Consider the following 19,545-nt stretch of genomic DNA (forward strand, 5'->3'; position numbering starts at 1 on the left):
CTATGGCAGCGAAACAGGCGTACAACGTGGAACGGTTCTTTCAGGCTCTCGGCGATCAGACGCGGCTTCGGCTGCTGAACCTGATGGGCGACCAGGAGATCTGTGTCTGTTACTTCGTCGAAATCCTCGGCGGCCCTCAACCGAAGATTTCCCGGCATCTCGCATACCTCCGCAGCGCCGGAATAGTCTCGGCACGACGGGAAAGCAAGTGGATGCACTATCGCATCGTCATGCCGCCGCACATCGGTGCTGCTCAGATCCTGAAGCAGACTCTCGGCTGGTTAAAAGAAGAGAAGGCCATGCAGGCGGACAAGGCGAGGCTCACGAAAGCCTGCTGTTCGCCATCGAAGTACGCCCTCCTCGAAGGCGCTCCGCTCCCGATAACCCTTGACGCTGCACTCTGTGAGGTTTGCTAGTGTCTTCCGCTCCCATCACTCAAGGGCGCGCCTGCGCTCCGGTTGCCCGCAAGAAGCTCTCGTTTCTCGACCGATTCCTTACGCTCTGGATCTTCCTGGGGATGGCCATCGGGGTGGCCATCGGCCACTTCGTCCCCTCGTCTGCAGGGTTCGTGAACCGCTTTCAGACTGGCACGACCAACATTCCGATTGCGATCGGGCTCATCATCATGATGTTCCCGCCGCTGGCCAAGGTTCGCTACGAGAAGCTGGGAGAGGTCTTCCGCAACAAGCGCGTCCTAGGCCTGTCGCTCGTGCAGAATTGGATCATCGGGCCGGTGCTCATGTTCCTCCTGGCCACCGTTTTCCTCAAAGGCGAGCCTGCCTATATGCGTGGTTTGATCCTGATCGGCATCGCCCGCTGCATCGCGATGGTTCTGGTTTGGAATGAACTTGCCGAAGGAGATACGGATTACGTCGCCGGACTTGTAGCCATCAACAGCGTCTTTCAGGTTCTCTTCTATAGCCTTTACGCCTGGGTCTTCCTGACCGTTCTTCCGAAGTGGTTTGGCCTGGAGGGAAGTGTCGTTCCTATCGGGATCGGCCAGATTGCAAAGAGCGTGGGCCTCTACCTGGGAGTTCCGTTCGTTGCTGGCTTCATCACTCGGTACGTGCTGATCCAGGCGAAGGGTGAGGAGTGGTATCGAACCCGCTTCATCCCGCGCATCAGCCCTTTCACCCTGATCGCGTTGCTCTTCACGATCCTGGTCATGTTCTCGCTAAAAGGCGACCTCATCGTGCGACTGCCGCTTGACGTGGTTAAGATCGCGATCCCGCTCATCATTTACTTCCTCATCATGTTTCTGGTGAGCTTTTGGATGGGCAAAAAGCTCGGTGCCGACTACGCGCAGTCGGCCACGCTTTCTTTTACGGCAGCGGGCAACAATTTCGAATTGGCGATAGCCGTCGCGGTCGCCGTCTTTGGGTTGAACTCGGGGGAGGCCTTTGTCGGAGTGGTTGGCCCACTCATCGAGGTTCCGGCACTGATTGGCTTGGTCAACGTTGCGTTCTGGATGAGGCGGCGATACTTCAGTTCAGAACTGAAGGCGTTTCAGGTTCATCCTGTCGAAGATGCTCCATAGCCGCGTCTGATAATTATCCCCGCGATTCACTATACAGAATCCTGCTTATCGGACATAAATTCTTTATTATGAATAGTTTACGTCAGATGGTATCACGACATTTTGGGCGACATAGACAAAGGCCGTGGAAATGCCGGAGCCCTGCAAAGCCTGGAACGGTGAAACTGTCCCAGCCTTCGCAACGCTCCTTGGAAGAGGCCGGTACAGCCGGCCTCTTCCACATTCCCCCAGCCCTCGACGACGAACATCATGGATTTGATCCTAGATAGCTAGCTGAAAAGGTGGCCCACTAAATGAGCGGGCTACTGGACATCAGAAACTTGGTTGTTCACGAACACCACTTTCATATCCTTGTAGACGTACATCTGTTTCGCCCCGAGATCCACAATCTTCTCTGGATTGCCCAAGGACTGCTTCACCTGGGCCGGGCTCATGCCCAACTTGATGGTCTTGCTCTCGACGGCTGAGGCAGTGGCCGGGTCTGTAAGTACGGTGTCGATGGTCTTCTTCATATCCTCGGGCGTCATTGTGTCCAAACCTGGGAGCTTCACGTTCAATTCGGCTCTGTAGCGGGTTCCCCGTCCATCTCCTAGTGTTGCGACATCGACCGTGAGCAAATCAAAGAGAACCGCATCGTGCCTCGGCAAGATTTGCATGACATAGACCTTCTCATTCGGAGCAAGGGTGCGCGAGTGGCTCGTGTTACCGCCAAAAGCGGCGGCAAAGCCGGTCGCTTGAGTGATTTGGCCGTTTGTGTAATTTGTCTCGATGATGGCGTTCTTGGTGTTTGCAACGTCGGCATAGATGCCGGGAAGCCGAACGGCGAAAATCGGTCCCGGCTCAGTGACGCGGGTGTAGTCGAAACCGGCTAGACCGTTCATTCCTACCCTGGTGAGTGGGTACATAGCTACGAGCTGGTCACGAAGCTCTCGTTTGGTTGGAGCGCAAAAGGCCGGGGCAGGAGCCATTGCACAGACAAGTGAAGCGGTGATGAGGACGCGGGCGGGGGGCAGGAAACGCATAGTTGAACCTTTCGGGGTTAGCGCCCACGGCTGTGGCGATGCTGGACAACTGAAGCCTGTTCCGGCGCGAGGGCGTGGGAAGGAGCTTCGCTTTGTTGCTGAGCTGGTGCGGGCATTGCAGTCTTCAGTTGTTCCGGCAGTGCAATGGTGGGAGCTACAGCGTTTGTCTGAGCTGATCCATCCGACGTATAGACGCTTACCTCCCGCCCTGTGCGGGAGAGGGAAATGGACTCGGATGTAGTTTGGAACGATCCGTCCTGGCTGATAAGAACTCTGTCTGGAGCACCCGTCTTGAGGCTGTCAACGGCATAGCCATGTTCGATGTGCTTCGCTTGTTCTTTGGTCAGTTGCACGCTTTCGCCCTTGTCGAGACGTACTTCTAGGGTATCTCCGATGGCGGTGACGGTGCCGAAGTCGCCTTTTCGGATGCCCTGGGAGGAGTTAGGTTCGGTTATGCGGACTCGATCACCCTGGGCGAATTCCTGGTGTTCCTCGCGGTAGACCCTGCTCTGGGCCGTCATGGTCCTGGTGAGGTGAGGGCTGTAGATCACCTCGTCGCCGTTCGACGTCTGAACGGTGAGCTTGTTGTTTCTCGGGTCGGTCGAGATGACGACGGCGGCGCTGTCTTTTGGAATCCCTTCAAGGTTGGGGCTTCCTTGCCGGTATTGGATGATGTCGCCTTGGGCATACTGTGCGGCCAGCTTGGGATTCGCCAACTCCTTCTCGACGTGAACGGGCAGGACCTTACTATCCGGCGCGACGATCCCCAACGCCTGGAGGTCGGCGCGGATGAGTTGATTCAGCTCGCGGCGCTCGGCGGGGTTTTTAGCGATGACGACGCTGTTGGAAGGATGCTCTGCGTAAGCAAGGGCAACCGCCGCAAGGCGGTGGTTCGGGTCGGCATACTCTTGGACCTGGACGACGCCGTGTTTCTGCGGAGCTGGGTCGGGGGAACTCTGTCGAAAGTCCACGGCTGATGTCTTGCTGACATCGGTTGCCAGCCGAGCTCCAAGGCCGTCCGCGTCGTTGGTGTAGATCCTTGCGTCATGTTCCGCACGCGAGACCGCGACATAGGCGAGCCGGGTGTTGATCAGAGACCGGGCCGAATCGGTGTCGATGTTGGCGATAACGCGGCCCTCGGTGAGTCCTTGCGAGACGTGGGAGGTAACGGCATAGCCGTGGTCGAAGTGCCTCATTTTGGCCGGGTCGAACTGGACAATGCGCTCGGTCTTGCCGTCCATCTGGACGGTAACCTGTCCGGTTCCGAGCTTGGTGATGGTGCCTAGATCTCGGTTGCTGACGCCTAAATCCTTGTCCTTGGCGGTGAACTGAATCCGATCGCCGGTCGCAAACTGCTTATCCGTCTCGATGTAGGCGTTCACACCTTTCAGGCGCTTGGGGTCGTAGGTGATGGCCTTGCCGCCGTCCTGCTGGACGGTTACGGTATTGTTCCTGGCATCTGAGGAAAGCACAACGGCGGTGCTGTTCTGAGGTATGCCCTGGGCCTTGCTGCCCTTCTCGTATTTGAGGATGTCGCCTGCTTTGTACCGTGCCGCCCACTCTCGATCCGCGCCGGTCATATCGGAACGGTGAGCCAGAACAGAGAACGTCTTTTGCTCCGTTCCCAGCTTTCCGGCCTCCTGCAATTCGACCCTGACAGCATGATTGATCTGCTGGCGGCTGCGGTTGTCGGGGGACACGATGATGGTCCGCTCCGGGTTCGCGGCGTAGTCCCTGGCAATGGCGGCGATGCGCTCGATGGGGTCTGCAACCTGTGTAATCCGGCCCTGCTGGGCGAGCATCTCGATGCCCTTCTCGGTCTCTCCTTTGGCGAGATGGTTAACGGCTTCCAGTAATGCGGGGTTCTTGCGCTGGCGCACAATCTGGTCCAGCTGCGAGGTCCGCATCCCCGCCTCCTGCATCTGCTGGAAGGGTCGGCCCGCGTCCACGCCCTGATGCTGGGCGGTGTCTCCAATCACCAGAACGCGGTCCTCGGGCTTGATCTTTTCGAGGAAGGCCCGCATCTGTCTGGTGCTGGCAAGGCTGGACTCGTCCAGCATGTAGAGATGTGGGCTGGTAATTGTGGCGCTCGGGTGGTTCTTGCCTCGGGCAAGGAAACTTTGCAGCGTCGTGGCTTCGATTCCTTCCTCTCGAAGCTGTCCGGCTGCGCGGGACGTGGGCGCGAAACCTTCGACCTTGTAGCCGTTGGTTTCAGCGCCTTCACGAATGCTGGCAAGTACCGTTGTCTTGCCGGTTCCTGCGAGTCCCTGCACACCGTGGATGCGGTCGGGGGACGTAAGGACATCGGCGATGACGCCCCTTTGGGCTTCATTTAGAAACTTGCGTGTTCCGGCCTGAGCTGCGGCCTGCTCCTGGTTCATGATCGGCTCGACTGTGTTCTGTCCTGCCATCACATAACGCACGTTCGCCCGCTCGTTGGCGATGGTCTCCGGTGTTGTGAAGCTGCGGCCTGTGGCGTGTTTTTCACTCTTGAGCTGCCGGAAATCTCCCTCTTTGTGGCGGCTGTCGAACTCGGCTCTGACGTGGGCGAAGGTGGTTTCCCCCATGCCCCGGCGAAGCGCATCCCGCATCAGGGTCCGCTCGTCGATGACGGCCTCCCGCTCGAAATTGCTACTCCGTGCGTAGGTAACGGCTTCTTTTGCCCTGGCTTCCTGCTCGGGTGCCCGGTTTTGTGTCTGGGGTCGCTGTCGAGCCTGGGCCACGATTGTTTCCGGCTGGTTGCCGAACGATACGGCCATGGTCCGATGGGCCTCTAAAACCTGCTCGGGGGAGAGAATGACTTTCTTGTCGCGGGTTGCGTGGGCGGCAATCTGGGACGCTTCCGCTCCGGTGTAGCCGGTCTTCGCAAGATGCTCTTTGATCTGCTGGGACCGGGGGCTGGAAGCGTCTAAATAGTCCTGAGAGTAGCCCTTGATTTCGGGCGCTCCACTCTTTCCCGCCTCGATGTCATACCCCAGGTCGCGAAGCTTGTACGTGAGCACCGATTGATACACGGCGGTCGCATAGTTCTGGGTGTCGAACATGCCCCGTTCCTGAAGGGCGCGGGTTGTACCGTCCTCCCGCTCGGTCACATTCATGATGAAGACGTGGGTATGGAGTTGGGGAGCCGCGTAACCTTCGACGGGGCGGGCGGTGTCGTGCTCGAACTTTGCAGCAATGAATTTGCCAGTGGTTTCGGCTGGGTTGTTACCGCCAATCCTGGCCTGGGTATAGCGCTCCAGCTCGGCGACGGCGGCGGTCACGGCGGTCGCGTGTGCCTCCCGGACTCGTTCGTCGCCGCCCACTAAAGCTGTAAGGGACACCGATTTGGGCGCCGAAAAAGTGGCGTCCCAACCTGCACGATGCTCGACCGCGCTGGTGGTCGATCCGTCTGGATTTTTGTAGTCCTGGGCGGTCCGATGCTTCACCATCTGCTCGCCGGTTTCGGGATGCTGGCCTTCCGTCAGACGCGTGAAATGCTCGGGATTGACTGCACCGGCGAGGCCCATTTCCGATGCGAGCTGGCCTTGCCATTCGCCCGCTACCGCGCCGTCTTGTTTGTAATAGCTCTGGGTGCTGGAGGTGAACTCCATGTGGTGATAGGTCTGTGCCTGGCCTGAATTGAGGGCCTTGGAAATAGTGAGCATGGAGTCCTCCTTCCTGGTCTATAGATCGCTACTGGGATGGGTGGCTGTGACCATCTCTGGCGGTCCAAAGGCGGGCACGTTCTCGGGTAGGGGCATTGGACTGACGGTCGGCTCCGTCGTGACTGGCGGGGCTTTCTTCTTCGCTGCTGGCGTGGCGCTCGGGGGTTCCGTGACGGCTTCGGTCGCCTTGGAGGGCGCGATCGCTACCTGCAGAGCGGCGGCGGCCGGCACGGGCGACGGTTCTGGTTTTGGCTTCGCAGGGGCGAGAGGATTTAGCCACATATCGCCTTCTGGAATGTCACGGGCGACGAAAGACGGCGCGATAAGGGGCCGGTCCATGTGGGGGAAGCTGAACCGTGTGACGTTGTTTCCCAGCTTTAGAAAAGCATGGAGGTCTTCAAGTCCAGCAATCTCCGAACTCATGACCAATGGCTCGATCTGCCGGTCCATGGTGAAGCTCTTGCCTGCCCGCTTGCCGTCCGCGACGGTCTCCCGAACGCGCTCAATCTCGATGTCTCCGATTAGCTCGGAAGCCCACTTTGCGGCCTTTGGCTCGGCGGTCTTGAGAACGAACTTGGAAGCCGGTTGGGACAACATCACCTCCGCAAGATGGCCGTAGATCACCTCTAGCTGGGCCTTGCCCTGGTAGCCGAAGATGATGGGGTTGTCGCTCTTGCGGCCTTTGGTCAATGCGGCGTGGAACTGCGGCAACTTCTGTAAGGTGGCGAGCTCGTCAAGGACAAACCATGCCCGTTTCTGTCCTGGCTGGGGCAGCGTGAGCAAGCGAAGAATGAGCAAGTCGATCCAAAGCGATTGGAGCGGGCGAAGCGCTTCCTGCTCGGCCTCGGTGCCGGTGAGGAAGATCCATCCTTCCCGTTTTTCGGACCACGCCGTAGCGCTCCACTCCTTACCGTGGGCCTGCTCCTTGGTGGGCAGGAGTCGCAAGCTGTCGGCTATGAGACCCAGGGAACCGAGTACGCCTTGTCGCTGATCGGGAGCGTCTTTCGAGATAAACGCCTCCAGCTCCGTACCCTCTACGCGGCGGTCGATTTCGTCCGGGTTCGACATCCACGAAACCAAGTCCTGAGACGAAGGACGGTACTTCATCAGGTGAGCGAATATCTTTTGCGGGGTCTCGGTAAAGAACTCACCGGGCTTGCCGTCCGCTGGCTGGTACAGGGACGCGGCGATGGTGCGAGCCTCTGCCGGGGTACGCAACTCGGACGATGGCGACCAATAAAAGGAACGAGCGTCTAGGGGATTCAGAATCACATCGTTCCGGTCTTCACGGTAGAAACGCTGGATGTACTCGCCTGCCGGGTCGTACACAATGGCCGATTCCCCGCGGTCTTCAATCTGTCCAAGCATCTGAATTAGTAGGGTCGTTTTCCCTACGCCGGTATCGCCCATCACCTGAACATGCTTGGCTTCCGAACGCAGCGGAAGACGGATGATGACGCCTCTTTCATCGGTCCGAATCCCCAGCCCCTCCCCTTTCAGAATGGCGTTGAATTGCTTGGGGCCGACATCACCGGCCCGCGTAGCAGCCGCCCGTATTTCATTTTCTTGCCCCGTTTGAAGTCCAGCGGCACAGCGAAGCACAGAAGAAAGATCACCACCATTGCCGCCTCCCCGACGGCTAGACCGTAGGCGCTGAGAACATCGTCACCTCCGAAGATCGCGGCCTTGAACCATCCATAAAGGGCGTCGTCTGACATCTTGCGTTCCGGGGCGCGAACAAAGGTCGTGTAGCCTTCGGCTGTTGCCGCAGGCGACAACTGGACGTTCAGCTCCTTCCCGTTTGGAAGGATTGTCGAGCCTGGAACAAAGTCCTGGTGCTGTGCCACCCGGGGCGCTTTCTTCCCGCCTTGGAGAAAAATCAGACGGAAGGAACTGTGCATCTTGAACTGCGCCCCGGCTGCGCTTTTGAGGAAGTCGCCGGTGTATTCACGGGCGAGGAATGGCTTTGTAAAGTACATCCCGAGAAGCAAACACATGACGATTGGCACGGAAAGAATCATCGTGCCGATGGTGTAGACCGGCACTTGCGGAGGCCAGATAACCGTCTCTTTACGTCCCCATTGGCTTGCCATTGTCTAACGCTCCTTCGGTTCGGCGGCTGCGTATTGTTCCATCACATCCGTTGCTGCTTTGTGTTTCGTTGTCCGCACGGTTGTGAGCACGCCGCTGAACTCTTCGGCGGTCATTACCTTCCCGCAGGCGAGGGGTTTCAGCACGAGATTCAAGAGCATCCGCGTGGCTACAATCTCGGTAAATAGTGCGTCTCCGCGAGAGTTGCGAGCCTCACGTAGAAGCACCTCCCGCGCCCATTCTCCGAACAGCTTTCCCTGGTCGTTAGCCGCGCGATCAACCTCTGCCATTTCGGTTTGCGTAAACCGCACTCCAGTCATCTTGTTGCGTGTTGGCCGCCCTTTACGGCGGTCTAAACGATCCTCTAAGGACAGTGCCGGTGCTGCATCAATAGCTTCCATTTGCCCTCCTCAACGCTGTTTGCATATGTTTTCGCTCCGAAAACGTATGCAAACGATGTGCGGCTAAGTGGTTGTCGCTCAACGCGATAACATACGTTTTCGTTTTAGCTTGAAACTCAACCCTGGAAGGGATGGAGTGTCATCTTCTCCATGTGCGAAGCGCATGCCGTTGCTGTTGCTCTTGTCGTTGCTGCTGCATCTGCTGCTGTTCTTGCCGCTGATTTTGCTATTGCCGTTCCGTGACGCCGTGCGTCACTTCCTGCGAAGGGCGCCAGCCCCTCGCAGGAATGCACTTCAGCCTGCAGCTACGTGGTTGGCTGGCTTCGGCCCACGCCGCGCTCCTGTGGGCATCGTGGCGGGCCTCTTGATCCGCAGCTGCGAGGTGATCTTTGGGTCGGTCGAGCGGAACTTCTGGAAGTCGGAATCCTTGCCAAAGGTGTATTCAAGTGCCTTGTTAACCACCTCATCTGGAAGGCATTTGACGAAGGCTGCATACTGGTCAACCTGGATTGCGGTTGACTCTTCAAGTGAGCAGGTGATGGTGACTTTGCGGACTTGCTTGATGTCGAGCAGGGGCATTCTGTGTTCCTCCGGGCTTCTGGTTATGCTGCGTGGGTGGGGTTCGTGGTCGCTTCGGTGGCGTCGTCAGCGCGGAAAAGGTCTTCTGTCTCGAAGCTCTGGGTGGCAAAGTCGTAGCCGTTGACGGCGATAAGCTCTCGTACCCGTCGCCTGCCACTCGGTAGGCGTTCGCAGTACAGAACGAAGTCAATTGCATCGGCTGTTTCCGAGCGGATAAAGCTGTGATTGATATTCGGGCGTGCGCTTAGGGCAAGGTTCGACAATCTGCTCAATGCATCCCACGCTGATTTCGCGTGCAGAGTGGTGAGCGTTCCGCCGTGTCCTGTGTTCATTGCCTGCAACAAATCGTTGGCGCACTCGTCGCGTATTTCGCCGAAGATAATGCGGTCGGGCCGGTGTCGCAGTGCAGCCGCCAACAACGCACTCGGCAGGATCGCAACCTGGCCGGGAATTGCGTCAACGGCTTCCCAGCGGAGGGCATTCGGCTGAAGCACTCTAAGCTCTGCAACCTGCTCAATCACGATCAGCCGGTCAGTCACAGGAACGTGGTCGAGAATGGCTTTCATCAGCGTTGTTTTGCCTGAGCCTGTACCGCCAGCGATGATGCCGTTCTTCTTCTGCATAAGGAACTGGACAACTCTGTCCCGCGCCTCCCTAGGGAGGCTTCCCATTTCTATGAGTTGGTCGGTCGTAAACCACTGGTTGAATTTGCGGATAGTGAGTGATGGACCGCCGATTGCGGAAGGTGCTCCAACCACCGCCACACGTGAGCCATCCGGCATCCGGGTATTGAGTATGGGGTTCTGATTCGTGAGATCTTGCCCCATCAGTCTCGCTACGCGCCTGATGCCTGCCTCAAGTCGCTCAATATCGAACGCATCCGTTACCGGAATGTGCTCGATCACACCGCCCCGGTCGGCATAGACACCAGTCGTTCCGTTCACCATCAAATCGCTGATAGTCGGGTCAAGAATTAACGCCTGAAGGTCGTCCGAAAAGAACGGTAGAACCTTCTCCCATCCGCTTTCAACGCTCACCGGCTCACCTCTGGGCGGAACGTGGAGCCTTGGCCTACAAGCGGATCTACGGAGACGCGGTTCTCGTGGAATTCGGTGATGGTCAAACCGAGAGGATTGATCGTCTCGTATTGCGGGTTTGTCTTTGCCTGCTCGCTCACCTGGGCGGGATTCAAATAGTAGGTGAACGAAGCCATCCAGTGCTCCGTTCGCGGCTTGCTGGAGGTCCGCATCGGGTAGATGAGATCGAAGGTCTCAAGGGCCGTTCCTCGGGAGAGGATGGTGTTCTCAATCTTCTCCTGGGACATCGAGGTAATCGTCACATTGTTGACCTGCACCTCGCTCTGTTCCGTCTGCCCGCTCGTCACCTGGGTGATGAGGTGGTTCGCATTGTCCTGGCCGATGAGCTGGGCGGCGAGAGCTGAGGAAAGAAAGTAGTAGTTCATGGGGTACTTCTTCGCCATCGTCTCGCGATTGATCGTGTGTCGGTAGCCAGTCCAATCGGTGAGATAGGTGCGGATTTCACCTTCGCGTGGGCTGTAGTTCAGGTCGGTGTACTGGATCGCCTGTGCCCTGCCCGCCTCATCAATGCGGATGTAGCGGTTGACGACCGGACGGTGCGAGACAGCGACCAAACCGCCGCACAACAACAGAGAGATACCTGCGAGTGCGCTGATCGCAATCTTTGCCATACTGCGCTCGCTATACTGCGCGGAATAAACCTGATTCCCAATCTTGTCGGCCTCGACGTGCTGCCTCGCCGTGAGCGTGCTACCGGGGATTGCGACGTGTGTGGACATTCGTATTCCTTTCCTGAATTGCGTGAACGGCTTTGTGTACTCGAACAATGGTGGAAACAAAGACGATGAAGAGCACGGCCAGCGTCAACATGCGGACTGGCCAGGGGGCGCGTCGGTAGAGCACGATGAGAAACAGCATGGCGACTCCTAAAGACCTAATGCTGCGGCTGTGGCCGCCCTATTAGCCATCTCCCCAGCCCTCCCAGCCAGTCCAGCTCCACCGCCGAAAATCATCTGCGTGACGCTTGGGATAAGGAACATATTGAGGATGAAAGCAACGAAGATCGTAGTGAACGGAATGAGATTCGCGAGCCACATGGCAACGCTGTAATCACCGTGGAAGGTCTGCGTCATAAAGCCCATGAGGAATTGAGACCAGACGTAGATAAAGGCAGCTGCAACGGCGCGAATCATCGCGAGGGACAAAAGCACCTCAACGAAGTGCAGGAACTTACCACGGAATGTCTCAGTCAAGTACAGGGGAACCATCAGTGGGCCGAACAAAGCGGCCACGGCATAGAAGATGAATCCACTGCAATTGATGAGGAAGATGATGCCCGAAGCGAGCCCGAGCAGACCTTCGACGTAGTAGTAGCAAATGGTCTCCATCGGGGCGAGGATTGTGGGCATGGGCGTGTTGTGGCCCGCATCCGCCAGCAGTGCCGTCAACTGGTTCAACTGTGCTTGGTCAAGGATCTGTGAAATAGCAGCGGCAATGTAGGAGAACATGCGATTGAAGCCGAAGCTCGCACCTGGGAGATTGTTGACCCAGTAGTGTTCCACCACGAGGCAGAAAAGGAATCTGAATAGGAAGGTGCGCAGCTCATCCAAACTGACGGTGCGATGCCCTCCGAGATGCACCGACCATGACGACATCCGTACAGCGATGCCAATAAGGATCATGGTCGCAATGAAGGTGAGTAGGATCATCCCGAAGTTCGACAGGGCTCCACCGTTCTGCGTCGTGAGGTTCGTCAAATCCTGGGTGAACTGGGAGAGCCAATCGACCGCTCCGGGTGTGGGGTTCATAGGGTCACTCTCACGCTTGAAATGTGGAACTTGTTGTTTCGGGTTGAAAGGCTAGGCGCTGAGAGGTCCAGCGCCAGCCCCAGTACCGCATCTGGCTCAGTAATAGGTGGTCCAGGTGGTCGATCCATTCCCCAGATACGTGGGATTGTTCGCCTGCTGGGTGTACTTGAAGTCCGCGTCGTTGATCGTCATCGAAGCGACGTTGCGCTTCTCCATGTTGGCGACCGCTGCCTGTGCCGCCATGCACGCGTGGATTTGCCCCTGCGCGTGCTCTTCTTCCGCACGTTGGGAGTTGGAGACGTTCAACAAATTGAGCTGTTCGACCTCGCTGTTGGTCGCGTCGCTTGTGTCGTAGACCGACGTGTTGAGGGCGGTATTAGCTGCTAAATTGGCCGTTCTGCTGGCTTGGTATGCTCCGCTTGCTGCGAGGCATTGGCTTGATGCAGCATCCATTGCCTCGATGTGGGCGAGGGTAGAAAGCCGCTGGCTTTGTCCAACGATTTCCCCGCTCCAGAAGCTCGAAGATGTACCAGAGATCGCGAGATTCATGATCTTCCAGACAAGGCTTGAGTTCTGAGATTGGCCGTTCAATTGAGATTGAAGACCAGCCGTTTCCCCGTAGGTATTCTGCACACTGCTGTGCAGTAGGGCGTTCTCTGCCGTACTCCAAATCTGCTTGGAATTGAAATACTTCAGGTTGTTGACGATGGTGTTGTAGGTGGTGACCGATTGCTGATAGATATTCAGCGCGGTTGTGGCCATTTTGTAGTCGTTGTCGAGCTGCTGGAGGAGCGTAAGGTTCGTCTGCGAACCTGCTGCAACCTCCTGGGCCTGGATCGCAAGTCCCTTCTCTTCATTGACGATCTGCTGAATGGCGTGAGCCGATTGGGTTGGATCAAAGGTGATGCCGCCGAACTGCGCGTGAGCTGGGACCGCCATTGCGAACGCGGCGATTCCGCTAACGAGAGTGAGACTGCGGGCTGCGGTGAGCTTCTTCATGGATGGAAACTCCTAAAGCGTCGGGTTGACGCGATGATCTGCGTAGGAGGGGATGAGGATGTCTTTGCCGATGTAGACCCGCGCTCTCGAACCTTCCTTGAGCGTGATGATCGGCAGCCGATTGAGGAAGTGATTGAGTACCTGTTCGCCCTCCTGGCTGGTTTGCGAGGAGATGCCGTTGCGGATCTGGCTATCGGTTGTTAGAACGCTCCCGTTGTTGCCGATCTGCGCGAGTCCTCCCAGGCCCCCGATTGCGGCGGCAGCGGCAAACGCTTGCAGATAGCCATGGTCTACCTTGGTGGCAAGGCCGGTGGTCCCGATTTGATCGAGGCCAGCGTACTTGTCGATGTCGATGGAGAAGCCATCTGGGCAGACGGCACGGTGAAACACTACCGCGAGCTTGTGCTGCTGCTGATTCCCTACTGCTGTGACGGAGCCGATAAGCCGGGTCCCCTGAGGCAGGAGCAGGTTTTGCCGGTCGTGCGAGTAGTAGTCCGTGGTGAGCATGAGCAGGACCGGGCCTGCCATGCCGCCGTCTACGTGGTTGGTAACAACTCCCTCAAGAACGGTGCCCTCGAAGACGCGGTACAGCTTGCCTCCGTACTCATCGAAGTTGTACGCGGCCATCGCGTTCGTTTCCTTCTTTTCGCTTGGCCTGGAACCTTCCGGCACAGCCGGCGGCTCGCCGCCGCCGATGATCTGATTTGCTATGACGGTTGGCCCGGTGGAGGTCGGTACCTGGCTCGTCGGGATCTGGCCTGCCGATGTAGCCTCGTGGGTCTGGAAGTCAACAGCTACGGTGTCGCTGTTGAGGGCATCCACTCGGTGCTTCTCACGGTCTGCCGCCTTCTGTTTCGCCTGGGCGTGCGCCTCTGACTGGCCAGATGTCTGCCTGGGAGCATTTGCGCTTGTGCCGTAGATCGCGGCGCTCTGGGCCGGGGTCATGGGCGCTGTGCCGTCCGCTTCAGGCGGTGGGATAGGCTGTCCCATAGCCTGTTCTTGCGCCCGCATGCCCTGTTCCTGCGCGTTCATTGCTGCCATGGCCTGTTGAAGCTGGGCGTGCTCGGCGTCACTCTTCTGGAGCAATGCCTGCTGCTTCTGGAAGTTGCTTACCTGCTGCGTGTCGGCGGTAGACGGGCGAGCGGGCAGAGTGCTCTTAACAGCTTCCTGCTTGTGGCCGCTGCCGGTGATTACGTTGTAGGCAGTGGAAACCCCAATCAGGGCGACTGCTCCGGTCAAGGCAAGAACGATGGGCAAGGTCTTGCCGATAGGCGGCTTTGTGGATGGTGCTACCGGGACGGTTCCCATTAGTTGTTCTCCTGGCGGTGAAACTCAACCTTGGACTTGCCGATGGCGACGTAACCGTTCTGCAGGAGCTTGGGAACGGTGTAGAGGCCGTTTTCGAACTGGAAGTTGATGAGCGAGCCTTTCTTGTCCTTCAGCTCGTAGACCACCGGGGGCTCTTCAAACTTGCCCTGGATGTAGGTGAACTTTCCGTCATCCCAGATTTGCCGCACACCCAAAGCCTTCGCCTTCGGCTGGTCCCAGCTGTAATCGAAATGCAGGTTGCTGGGGTAGGTGCTCTGATACTTCTCCTGAGCGATTTCGGCCGTCTTTTTGTCGGCTGCTGCTGCGGCCTTCGCTTGGGCGACTTCCCTTTCGAGCCGGTCTTCCTTCTCCTTCACCTCTGCCGCTGGGAGGAATACCGGAGCATCGGCCATCTTCTTCTGGGCGTCCTGGTCGGTCTGCACCAGGAACACGGTGGCATCGAAGCCTCCGGCCTGGTCTGCCGACACCTCTTTCAGCTCAAGGGTGTAGTCGTTGCCGTGATCGGAGATGATGTGGACGTTGGTGCTGCTCTTCGCCGCCGCTGCCTTGGGTTTCACGCTCACGAAGCGGCTGGCGACGTGACCGGCATTGAAAATCCAGTCGTCGGTGTTTCCGCCGAAGATCGTGGCGACCTTCTCCTCCGCTGGAAGCTCAAGGAGCGTCGATTCATTGAGAGGGTCCGAATCACCGGCGCGTTCTTTGGCGCTCACCTGCACAGCCTCCATGCCCAACAGAAGGCTCCAGATGAGGTAGAGACGCGACGCTCCGGTGATTCGGACCCTTCTCAATGAATCGACGCTCCTTGAGCTTCCAGCGGAGGAGAAGGTCGCCACGATCTTCGGCGGAAACACCGACGACTGGATTTTCAATGCCGGTCACGTCGCCAGCCGCTTCGTGAGCGTGAAACCCAAGGCAGCGGCGGCGAAGAGCAGCACCAACGTCCACATCATCTCCGATCACGGCAACGACTACACCCTTGAGCTGAAAGAGGTGTCGGCAGACCAGGCCGGAGGCTTCGATGCCACCGTGTTCCTGGTGCAGACCGACCAGGACGCCCAGAAGAAGATGGCCGATGCTCCGGTATTCCTCCCAGCGGCAGAGGTGAAGGAGAAGGAAGACCGGCTCGAAAGGGAAGTCGCCCAAGCGAAGGCCGCAGCAGCAGCCGACAAAAAGACGGCCGAAATCGCTCAGGAGAAGTATCAGAGCACCTACCCCAGCAACCTGCATTTCGATTACAGCTGGGACCAGCCGAAGGCGAAGGCTTTGGGTGTGCGGCAAATCTGGGATGACGGAAAGTTCACCTACATCCAGGGCAAGTTTGAAGAGCCCCCGGTGGTCTACGAGCTGAAGGACAAGAAAGGCTCGCTCATCAACTTCCAGTTCGAAAACGGCCTCTACACCGTTCCCAAGCTCCTGCAGAACGGTTACGTCGCCATCGGCAAGTCCAAGGTTGAGTTTCACCGCCAGGAGAACAACTAATGGGAACCGTCCCGGTAGCACCATCCACAAAGCCGCCTATCGGCAAGACCTTGCCCATCGTTCTTGCCTTGACCGGAGCAGTCGCCCTGATTGGGGTTTCCACTGCCTACAACGTAATCACCGGCAGCGGCCACAAGCAGGAAGCTGTTAAGAGCACTCTGCCCGCTCGCCCGTCTACCGCCGACACGCAGCAGGTAAGCAACTTCCAGAAGCAGCAGGCATTGCTCCAGAAGAGTGACGCCGAGCACGCCCAGCTTCAACAGGCCATGGCAGCAATGAACGCGCAGGAACAGGGCATGCGGGCGCAAGAACAGGCTATGGGACAGCCTATCCCACCGCCTGAAGCGGACGGCACAGCGCCCATGACCCCGGCCCAGAGCGCCGCGATCTACGGCACAAGCGCAAATGCTCCCAGGCAGACATCTGGCCAGTCAGAGGCGCACGCCCAGGCGAAACAGAAGGCGGCAGACCGTGAGAAGCACCGAGTGGATGCCCTCAACAGCGACACCGTAGCTGTTGACTTCCAGACCCACGAGGCTACATCGGCAGGCCAGATCCCGACGAGCCAGGTACCGACCTCCACCGGGCCAACCGTCATAGCAAATCAGATCATCGGCGGCGGCGAGCCGCCGGCTGTGCCGGAAGGTTCCAGGCCAAGCGAAAAGAAGGAAACGAACGCGATGGCCGCGTACAACTTCGATGAGTACGGAGGCAAGCTGTACCGCGTCTTCGAGGGCACCGTTCTTGAGGGAGTTGTTACCAACCACGTAGACGGCGGCATGGCAGGCCCGGTCCTGCTCATGCTCACCACGGACTACTACTCGCACGACCGGCAAAACCTGCTCCTGCCTCAGGGGACCCGGCTTATCGGCTCCGTCACAGCAGTAGGGAATCAGCAGCAGCACAAGCTCGCGGTAGTGTTTCACCGTGCCGTCTGCCCAGATGGCTTCTCCATCGACATCGACAAGTACGCTGGCCTCGATCAAATCGGGACCACCGGCCTTGCCACCAAGGTAGACCATGGCTATCTGCAAGCGTTTGCCGCTGCCGCCGCAATCGGGGGCCTGGGAGGACTCGCGCAGATCGGCAACAACGGGAGCGTTCTAACAACCGATAGCCAGATCCGCAACGGCATCTCCTCGCAAACCAGCCAGGAGGGCGAACAGGTACTCAATCACTTCCTCAATCGGCTGCCGATCATCACGCTCAAGGAAGGTTCGAGAGCGCGGGTCTACATCGGCAAAGACATCCTCATCCCTCCTACGCAGATCATCGCGTCAACCCGACGCTTTAGGAGTTTCCATCCATGAAGAAGCTCACCGCAGCCCGCAGTCTCACTCTCGTTAGCGGAATCGCCGCGTTCGCAATGGCGGTCCCAGCTCACGCGCAGTTCGGCGGCATCACCTTTGATCCAACCCAATCGGCTCACGCCATTCAGCAGATCGTCAATGAAGAGAAGGGACTTGCGATCCAGGCCCAGGAGGTTGCAGCAGGTTCGCAGACGAACCTTACGCTCCTCCAGCAGCTCGACAACGACTACAAAATGGCCACAACCGCGCTGAATATCTATCAGCAATCGGTCACCACCTACAACACCATCGTCAACAACCTGAAGTATTTCAATTCCAAGCAGATTTGGAGTACGGCAGAGAACGCCCTACTGCACAGCAGTGTGCAGAATACCTACGGGGAAACGGCTGGTCTTCAATCTCAATTGAACGGCCAATCTCAGAACTCAAGCCTTGTCTGGAAGATCATGAATCTCGCGATCTCTGGTACATCTTCGAGCTTCTGGAGCGGGGAAATCGTTGGACAAAGCCAGCGGCTTTCTACCCTCGCCCACATCGAGGCAATGGATGCTGCATCAAGCCAATGCCTCGCAGCAAGCGGAGCATACCAAGCCAGCAGAACGGCCAATTTAGCAGCTAATACCGCCCTCAACACGTCGGTCTACGACACAAGCGACGCGACCAACAGCGAGGTCGAACAGCTCAATTTGTTGAACGTCTCCAACTCCCAACGTGCGGAAGAAGAGCACGCGCAGGGGCAAATCCACGCGTGCATGGCGGCACAGGCAGCGGTCGCCAACATGGAGAAGCGCAACGTCGCTTCGATGACGATCAACGACGCGGACTTCAAGTACACCCAGCAGGCGAACAATCCCACGTATCTGGGGAATGGATCGACCACCTGGACCACCTATTACTGAGCCAGATGCGGTACTGGGGCTGGCGCTGGACCTCTCAGCGCCTAGCCTTTCAACCCGAAACAACAAGTTCCACATTTCAAGCGTGAGAGTGACCCTATGAACCCACACCCGGAGCGGTCGATTGGCTCTCCCAGTTCACCCAGGATTTGACGAACCTCACGACGCAGAACGGTGGAGCCCTGTCGAACTTCGGGATGATCCTACTCACCTTCATTGCGACCATGATCCTTATTGGCATCGCTGTACGGATGTCGTCATGGTCGGTGCATCTCGGAGGGCATCGCACCGTCAGTTTGGATGAGCTGCGCACCTTCCTATTCAGATTCCTTTTCTGCCTCGTGGTGGAACACTACTGGGTCAACAATCTCCCAGGTGCGAGCTTCGGCTTCAATCGCATGTTCTCCTACATTGCCGCTGCTATTTCACAGATCCTTGACCAAGCACAGTTGAACCAGTTGACGGCACTGCTGGCGGATGCGGGCCACAACACGCCCATGCCCACAATCCTCGCCCCGATGGAGACCATTTGCTACTACTACGTCGAAGGTCTGCTCGGGCTCGCTTCGGGCATCATCTTCCTCATCAATTGCAGTGGATTCATCTTCTATGCCGTGGCCGCTTTGTTCGGCCCACTGATGGTTCCCCTGTACTTGACTGAGACATTCCGTGGTAAGTTCCTGCACTTCGTTGAGGTGCTTTTGTCCCTCGCGATGATTCGCGCCGTTGCAGCTGCCTTTATCTACGTCTGGTCTCAATTCCTCATGGGCTTTATGACGCAGACCTTCCACGGTGATTACAGCGTTGCCATGTGGCTCGCGAATCTCATTCCGTTCACTACGATCTTCGTTGCTTTCATCCTCAATATGTTCCTTATCCCAAGCGTCACGCAGATGATTTTCGGCGGTGGAGCTGGACTGGCTGGGAGGGCTGGGGAGATGGCTAATAGGGCGGCCACAGCCGCAGCATTAGGTCTTTAGGAGTCGCCATGCTGTTTCTCATCGTGCTCTACCGACGCGCCCCCTGGCCAGTCCGCATGTTGACGCTGGCCGTGCTCTTCATCGTCTTTGTTTCCACCATTGTTCGAGTACACAAAGCCGTTCACGCAATTCAGGAAAGGAATACGAATGTCCACACACGTCGCAATCCCCGGTAGCACGCTCACGGCGAGGCAGCACGTCGAGGCCGACAAGATTGGGAATCAGGTTTATTCCGCGCAGTATAGCGAGCGCAGTATGGCAAAGATTGCGATCAGCGCACTCGCAGGTATCTCTCTGTTGTTGTGCGGCGGTTTGGTCGCTGTCTCGCACCGTCCGGTCGTCAACCGCTACATCCGCATTGATGAGGCGGGCAGGGCACAGGCGATCCAGTACACCGACCTGAACTACAGCCACGCGAAGGTGAAATCCG

Annotated in this window: 20 protein-coding genes and 1 pseudogene; 8 read left to right on the top strand and 13 right to left on the bottom strand. The window is 57.8% G+C overall.

The features are described 5' to 3' along the window. The first annotated feature begins 2 nt into the window (after positions 1 to 2). Together D1Y84_RS00745 and arsB are read left to right on the top strand one after the other, a co-directional pair. Positions 3 to 416 (top strand): metalloregulator ArsR/SmtB family transcription factor, encoded by a 414-nt coding sequence (locus D1Y84_RS00745; RefSeq protein ID WP_124846823.1) that lies wholly within the window; start codon positions 3 to 5, stop codon positions 414 to 416. Further along, positions 416 to 1,537 carry an ACR3 family arsenite efflux transporter gene (arsB, locus tag D1Y84_RS00750; protein ID WP_124846824.1) on the top strand — a complete coding sequence of 374 codons (1,122 nt, stop codon included), beginning with the start codon at positions 416 to 418 and terminating at the stop codon, positions 1,535 to 1,537. Before D1Y84_RS00745 ends, arsB begins: the two co-directional genes overlap by 1 nt. Before the next feature lie 302 nt (positions 1,538 to 1,839). On the opposite strand, the gene D1Y84_RS00755 is transcribed toward arsB, so the two are convergent. From D1Y84_RS00755 to D1Y84_RS00785, 8 genes are all read right to left on the bottom strand, one after another. Further along, positions 1,840 to 2,559 (bottom strand): hypothetical protein, encoded by a 720-nt coding sequence (locus D1Y84_RS00755; protein WP_124846825.1) that lies wholly within the window; start codon positions 2,557 to 2,559, stop codon positions 1,840 to 1,842. Between the two features lie 17 nt (positions 2,560 to 2,576). Beyond that, entirely contained in the window at positions 2,577 to 6,206 is a 3,630-nt protein-coding gene (gene mobF, locus D1Y84_RS00760; RefSeq protein WP_124846826.1) for a MobF family relaxase, read from the bottom strand. 18 nt (positions 6,207 to 6,224) lie between these two features. Beyond that, the gene (locus D1Y84_RS00765; RefSeq protein WP_233580915.1) at positions 6,225 to 7,616 is read right to left on the bottom strand and encodes a type IV secretion system DNA-binding domain-containing protein; all 1,392 of its coding nucleotides are present in this window, start codon (positions 7,614 to 7,616) and stop codon (positions 6,225 to 6,227) included. Positions 7,617 to 7,702: 86 nt separating this feature from the next. Next, positions 7,703 to 8,299 (bottom strand): hypothetical protein, encoded by a 597-nt coding sequence (locus tag D1Y84_RS18265; protein WP_233580917.1) that lies wholly within the window; start codon positions 8,297 to 8,299, stop codon positions 7,703 to 7,705. A gap of 3 nt (positions 8,300 to 8,302) precedes the next feature. Continuing rightward, a complete protein-coding gene (locus tag D1Y84_RS00770) occupies positions 8,303 to 8,698 on the bottom strand; it encodes a hypothetical protein (protein ID WP_124846776.1) in 396 nt (131 codons plus the stop codon). Between the two features lie 294 nt (positions 8,699 to 8,992). After that, positions 8,993 to 9,277, bottom strand: coding sequence for a hypothetical protein (locus D1Y84_RS00775; protein WP_124846777.1), 285 nt, complete (start codon positions 9,275 to 9,277; stop codon positions 8,993 to 8,995). Between the two features lie 23 nt (positions 9,278 to 9,300). Further along, positions 9,301 to 10,314 carry a CpaF family protein gene (locus tag D1Y84_RS00780; RefSeq protein WP_233580904.1) on the bottom strand — a complete coding sequence of 338 codons (1,014 nt, stop codon included), beginning with the start codon at positions 10,312 to 10,314 and terminating at the stop codon, positions 9,301 to 9,303. Continuing rightward, positions 10,311 to 11,093: a VirB8/TrbF family protein gene (locus D1Y84_RS00785; RefSeq protein WP_124846778.1), complete on the bottom strand. Its 783-nt coding sequence runs from the start codon at positions 11,091 to 11,093 to the stop codon at positions 10,311 to 10,313. Before D1Y84_RS00785 ends, D1Y84_RS00780 begins: the two co-directional genes overlap by 4 nt. Here D1Y84_RS00785 and D1Y84_RS17780 point away from each other — a divergent pair. Further along, positions 11,086 to 11,244, top strand: a complete 159-nt coding sequence (locus D1Y84_RS17780) for a hypothetical protein (protein WP_158615241.1) — start codon at positions 11,086 to 11,088, stop codon at positions 11,242 to 11,244. The two genes, D1Y84_RS00785 and D1Y84_RS17780, sit on opposite strands and share 8 nt — an antisense overlap. Here the strand turns inward: D1Y84_RS17780 and D1Y84_RS00790 are convergent. The 4 genes from D1Y84_RS00790 to D1Y84_RS00805 all read right to left on the bottom strand — a co-directional run bounded on the left by D1Y84_RS00790 (position 11,241) and on the right by D1Y84_RS00805 (position 15,160). After that, positions 11,241 to 12,122 (bottom strand): hypothetical protein, encoded by an 882-nt coding sequence (locus tag D1Y84_RS00790; RefSeq protein WP_124846779.1) that lies wholly within the window; start codon positions 12,120 to 12,122, stop codon positions 11,241 to 11,243. The genes D1Y84_RS17780 and D1Y84_RS00790 overlap by 4 nt on opposite strands. A 96-nt stretch (positions 12,123 to 12,218) precedes the next feature. Next, complete coding sequence (locus tag D1Y84_RS00795; RefSeq protein ID WP_124846780.1) at positions 12,219 to 13,121, bottom strand: hypothetical protein; 903 nt, start codon at positions 13,119 to 13,121, stop codon at positions 12,219 to 12,221. Positions 13,122 to 13,133: 12 nt separating this feature from the next. Then, positions 13,134 to 14,429, bottom strand: coding sequence for a TrbI/VirB10 family protein (locus D1Y84_RS00800; RefSeq protein ID WP_124846781.1), 1,296 nt, complete (start codon positions 14,427 to 14,429; stop codon positions 13,134 to 13,136). Beyond that, positions 14,429 to 15,160 (bottom strand): TrbG/VirB9 family P-type conjugative transfer protein, encoded by a 732-nt coding sequence (locus D1Y84_RS00805; protein WP_233580924.1) that lies wholly within the window; start codon positions 15,158 to 15,160, stop codon positions 14,429 to 14,431. Before D1Y84_RS00805 ends, D1Y84_RS00800 begins: the two co-directional genes overlap by 1 nt. A 58-nt stretch (positions 15,161 to 15,218) precedes the next feature. Here D1Y84_RS00805 and D1Y84_RS00810 point away from each other — a divergent pair, with 58 nt between their 5' ends. The 4 genes from D1Y84_RS00810 to D1Y84_RS00825 all read left to right on the top strand — a co-directional run bounded on the left by D1Y84_RS00810 (position 15,219) and on the right by D1Y84_RS00825 (position 19,115). Further along, the gene (locus D1Y84_RS00810) at positions 15,219 to 15,929 is read left to right on the top strand and encodes a TrbG/VirB9 family P-type conjugative transfer protein (protein WP_124846827.1); all 711 of its coding nucleotides are present in this window, start codon (positions 15,219 to 15,221) and stop codon (positions 15,927 to 15,929) included. After that, positions 15,929 to 17,239, top strand: coding sequence for a TrbI/VirB10 family protein (locus D1Y84_RS00815; protein ID WP_370245681.1), 1,311 nt, complete (start codon positions 15,929 to 15,931; stop codon positions 17,237 to 17,239). Before D1Y84_RS00810 ends, D1Y84_RS00815 begins: the two co-directional genes overlap by 1 nt. Beyond that, positions 17,236 to 18,138: a hypothetical protein gene (locus tag D1Y84_RS00820; protein ID WP_124846780.1), complete on the top strand. Its 903-nt coding sequence runs from the start codon at positions 17,236 to 17,238 to the stop codon at positions 18,136 to 18,138. Before D1Y84_RS00815 ends, D1Y84_RS00820 begins: the two co-directional genes overlap by 4 nt. 146 nt (positions 18,139 to 18,284) lie before the next feature. Further along, positions 18,285 to 19,115 carry a hypothetical protein gene (locus tag D1Y84_RS00825; RefSeq protein WP_199726324.1) on the top strand — a complete coding sequence of 277 codons (831 nt, stop codon included), beginning with the start codon at positions 18,285 to 18,287 and terminating at the stop codon, positions 19,113 to 19,115. Here the strand turns inward: D1Y84_RS00825 and D1Y84_RS17785 are convergent. Then, the gene (locus D1Y84_RS17785) at positions 19,112 to 19,270 is read right to left on the bottom strand and encodes a hypothetical protein (RefSeq protein ID WP_158615241.1); all 159 of its coding nucleotides are present in this window, start codon (positions 19,268 to 19,270) and stop codon (positions 19,112 to 19,114) included. The genes D1Y84_RS00825 and D1Y84_RS17785 overlap by 4 nt on opposite strands. Between D1Y84_RS17785 and D1Y84_RS00830 the strand changes: the two are divergent. Beyond that, a pseudogene (locus D1Y84_RS00830) lies at positions 19,263 to 19,545 on the top strand (hypothetical protein); the annotation flags it as partial. The gene D1Y84_RS17785 and the pseudogene D1Y84_RS00830 overlap by 8 nt on opposite strands.

This window comes from Acidipila sp. EB88 (assembly GCF_003858395.1).
Classification (GTDB): Bacteria; Acidobacteriota; Terriglobia; order Terriglobales; family Acidobacteriaceae; genus EB88.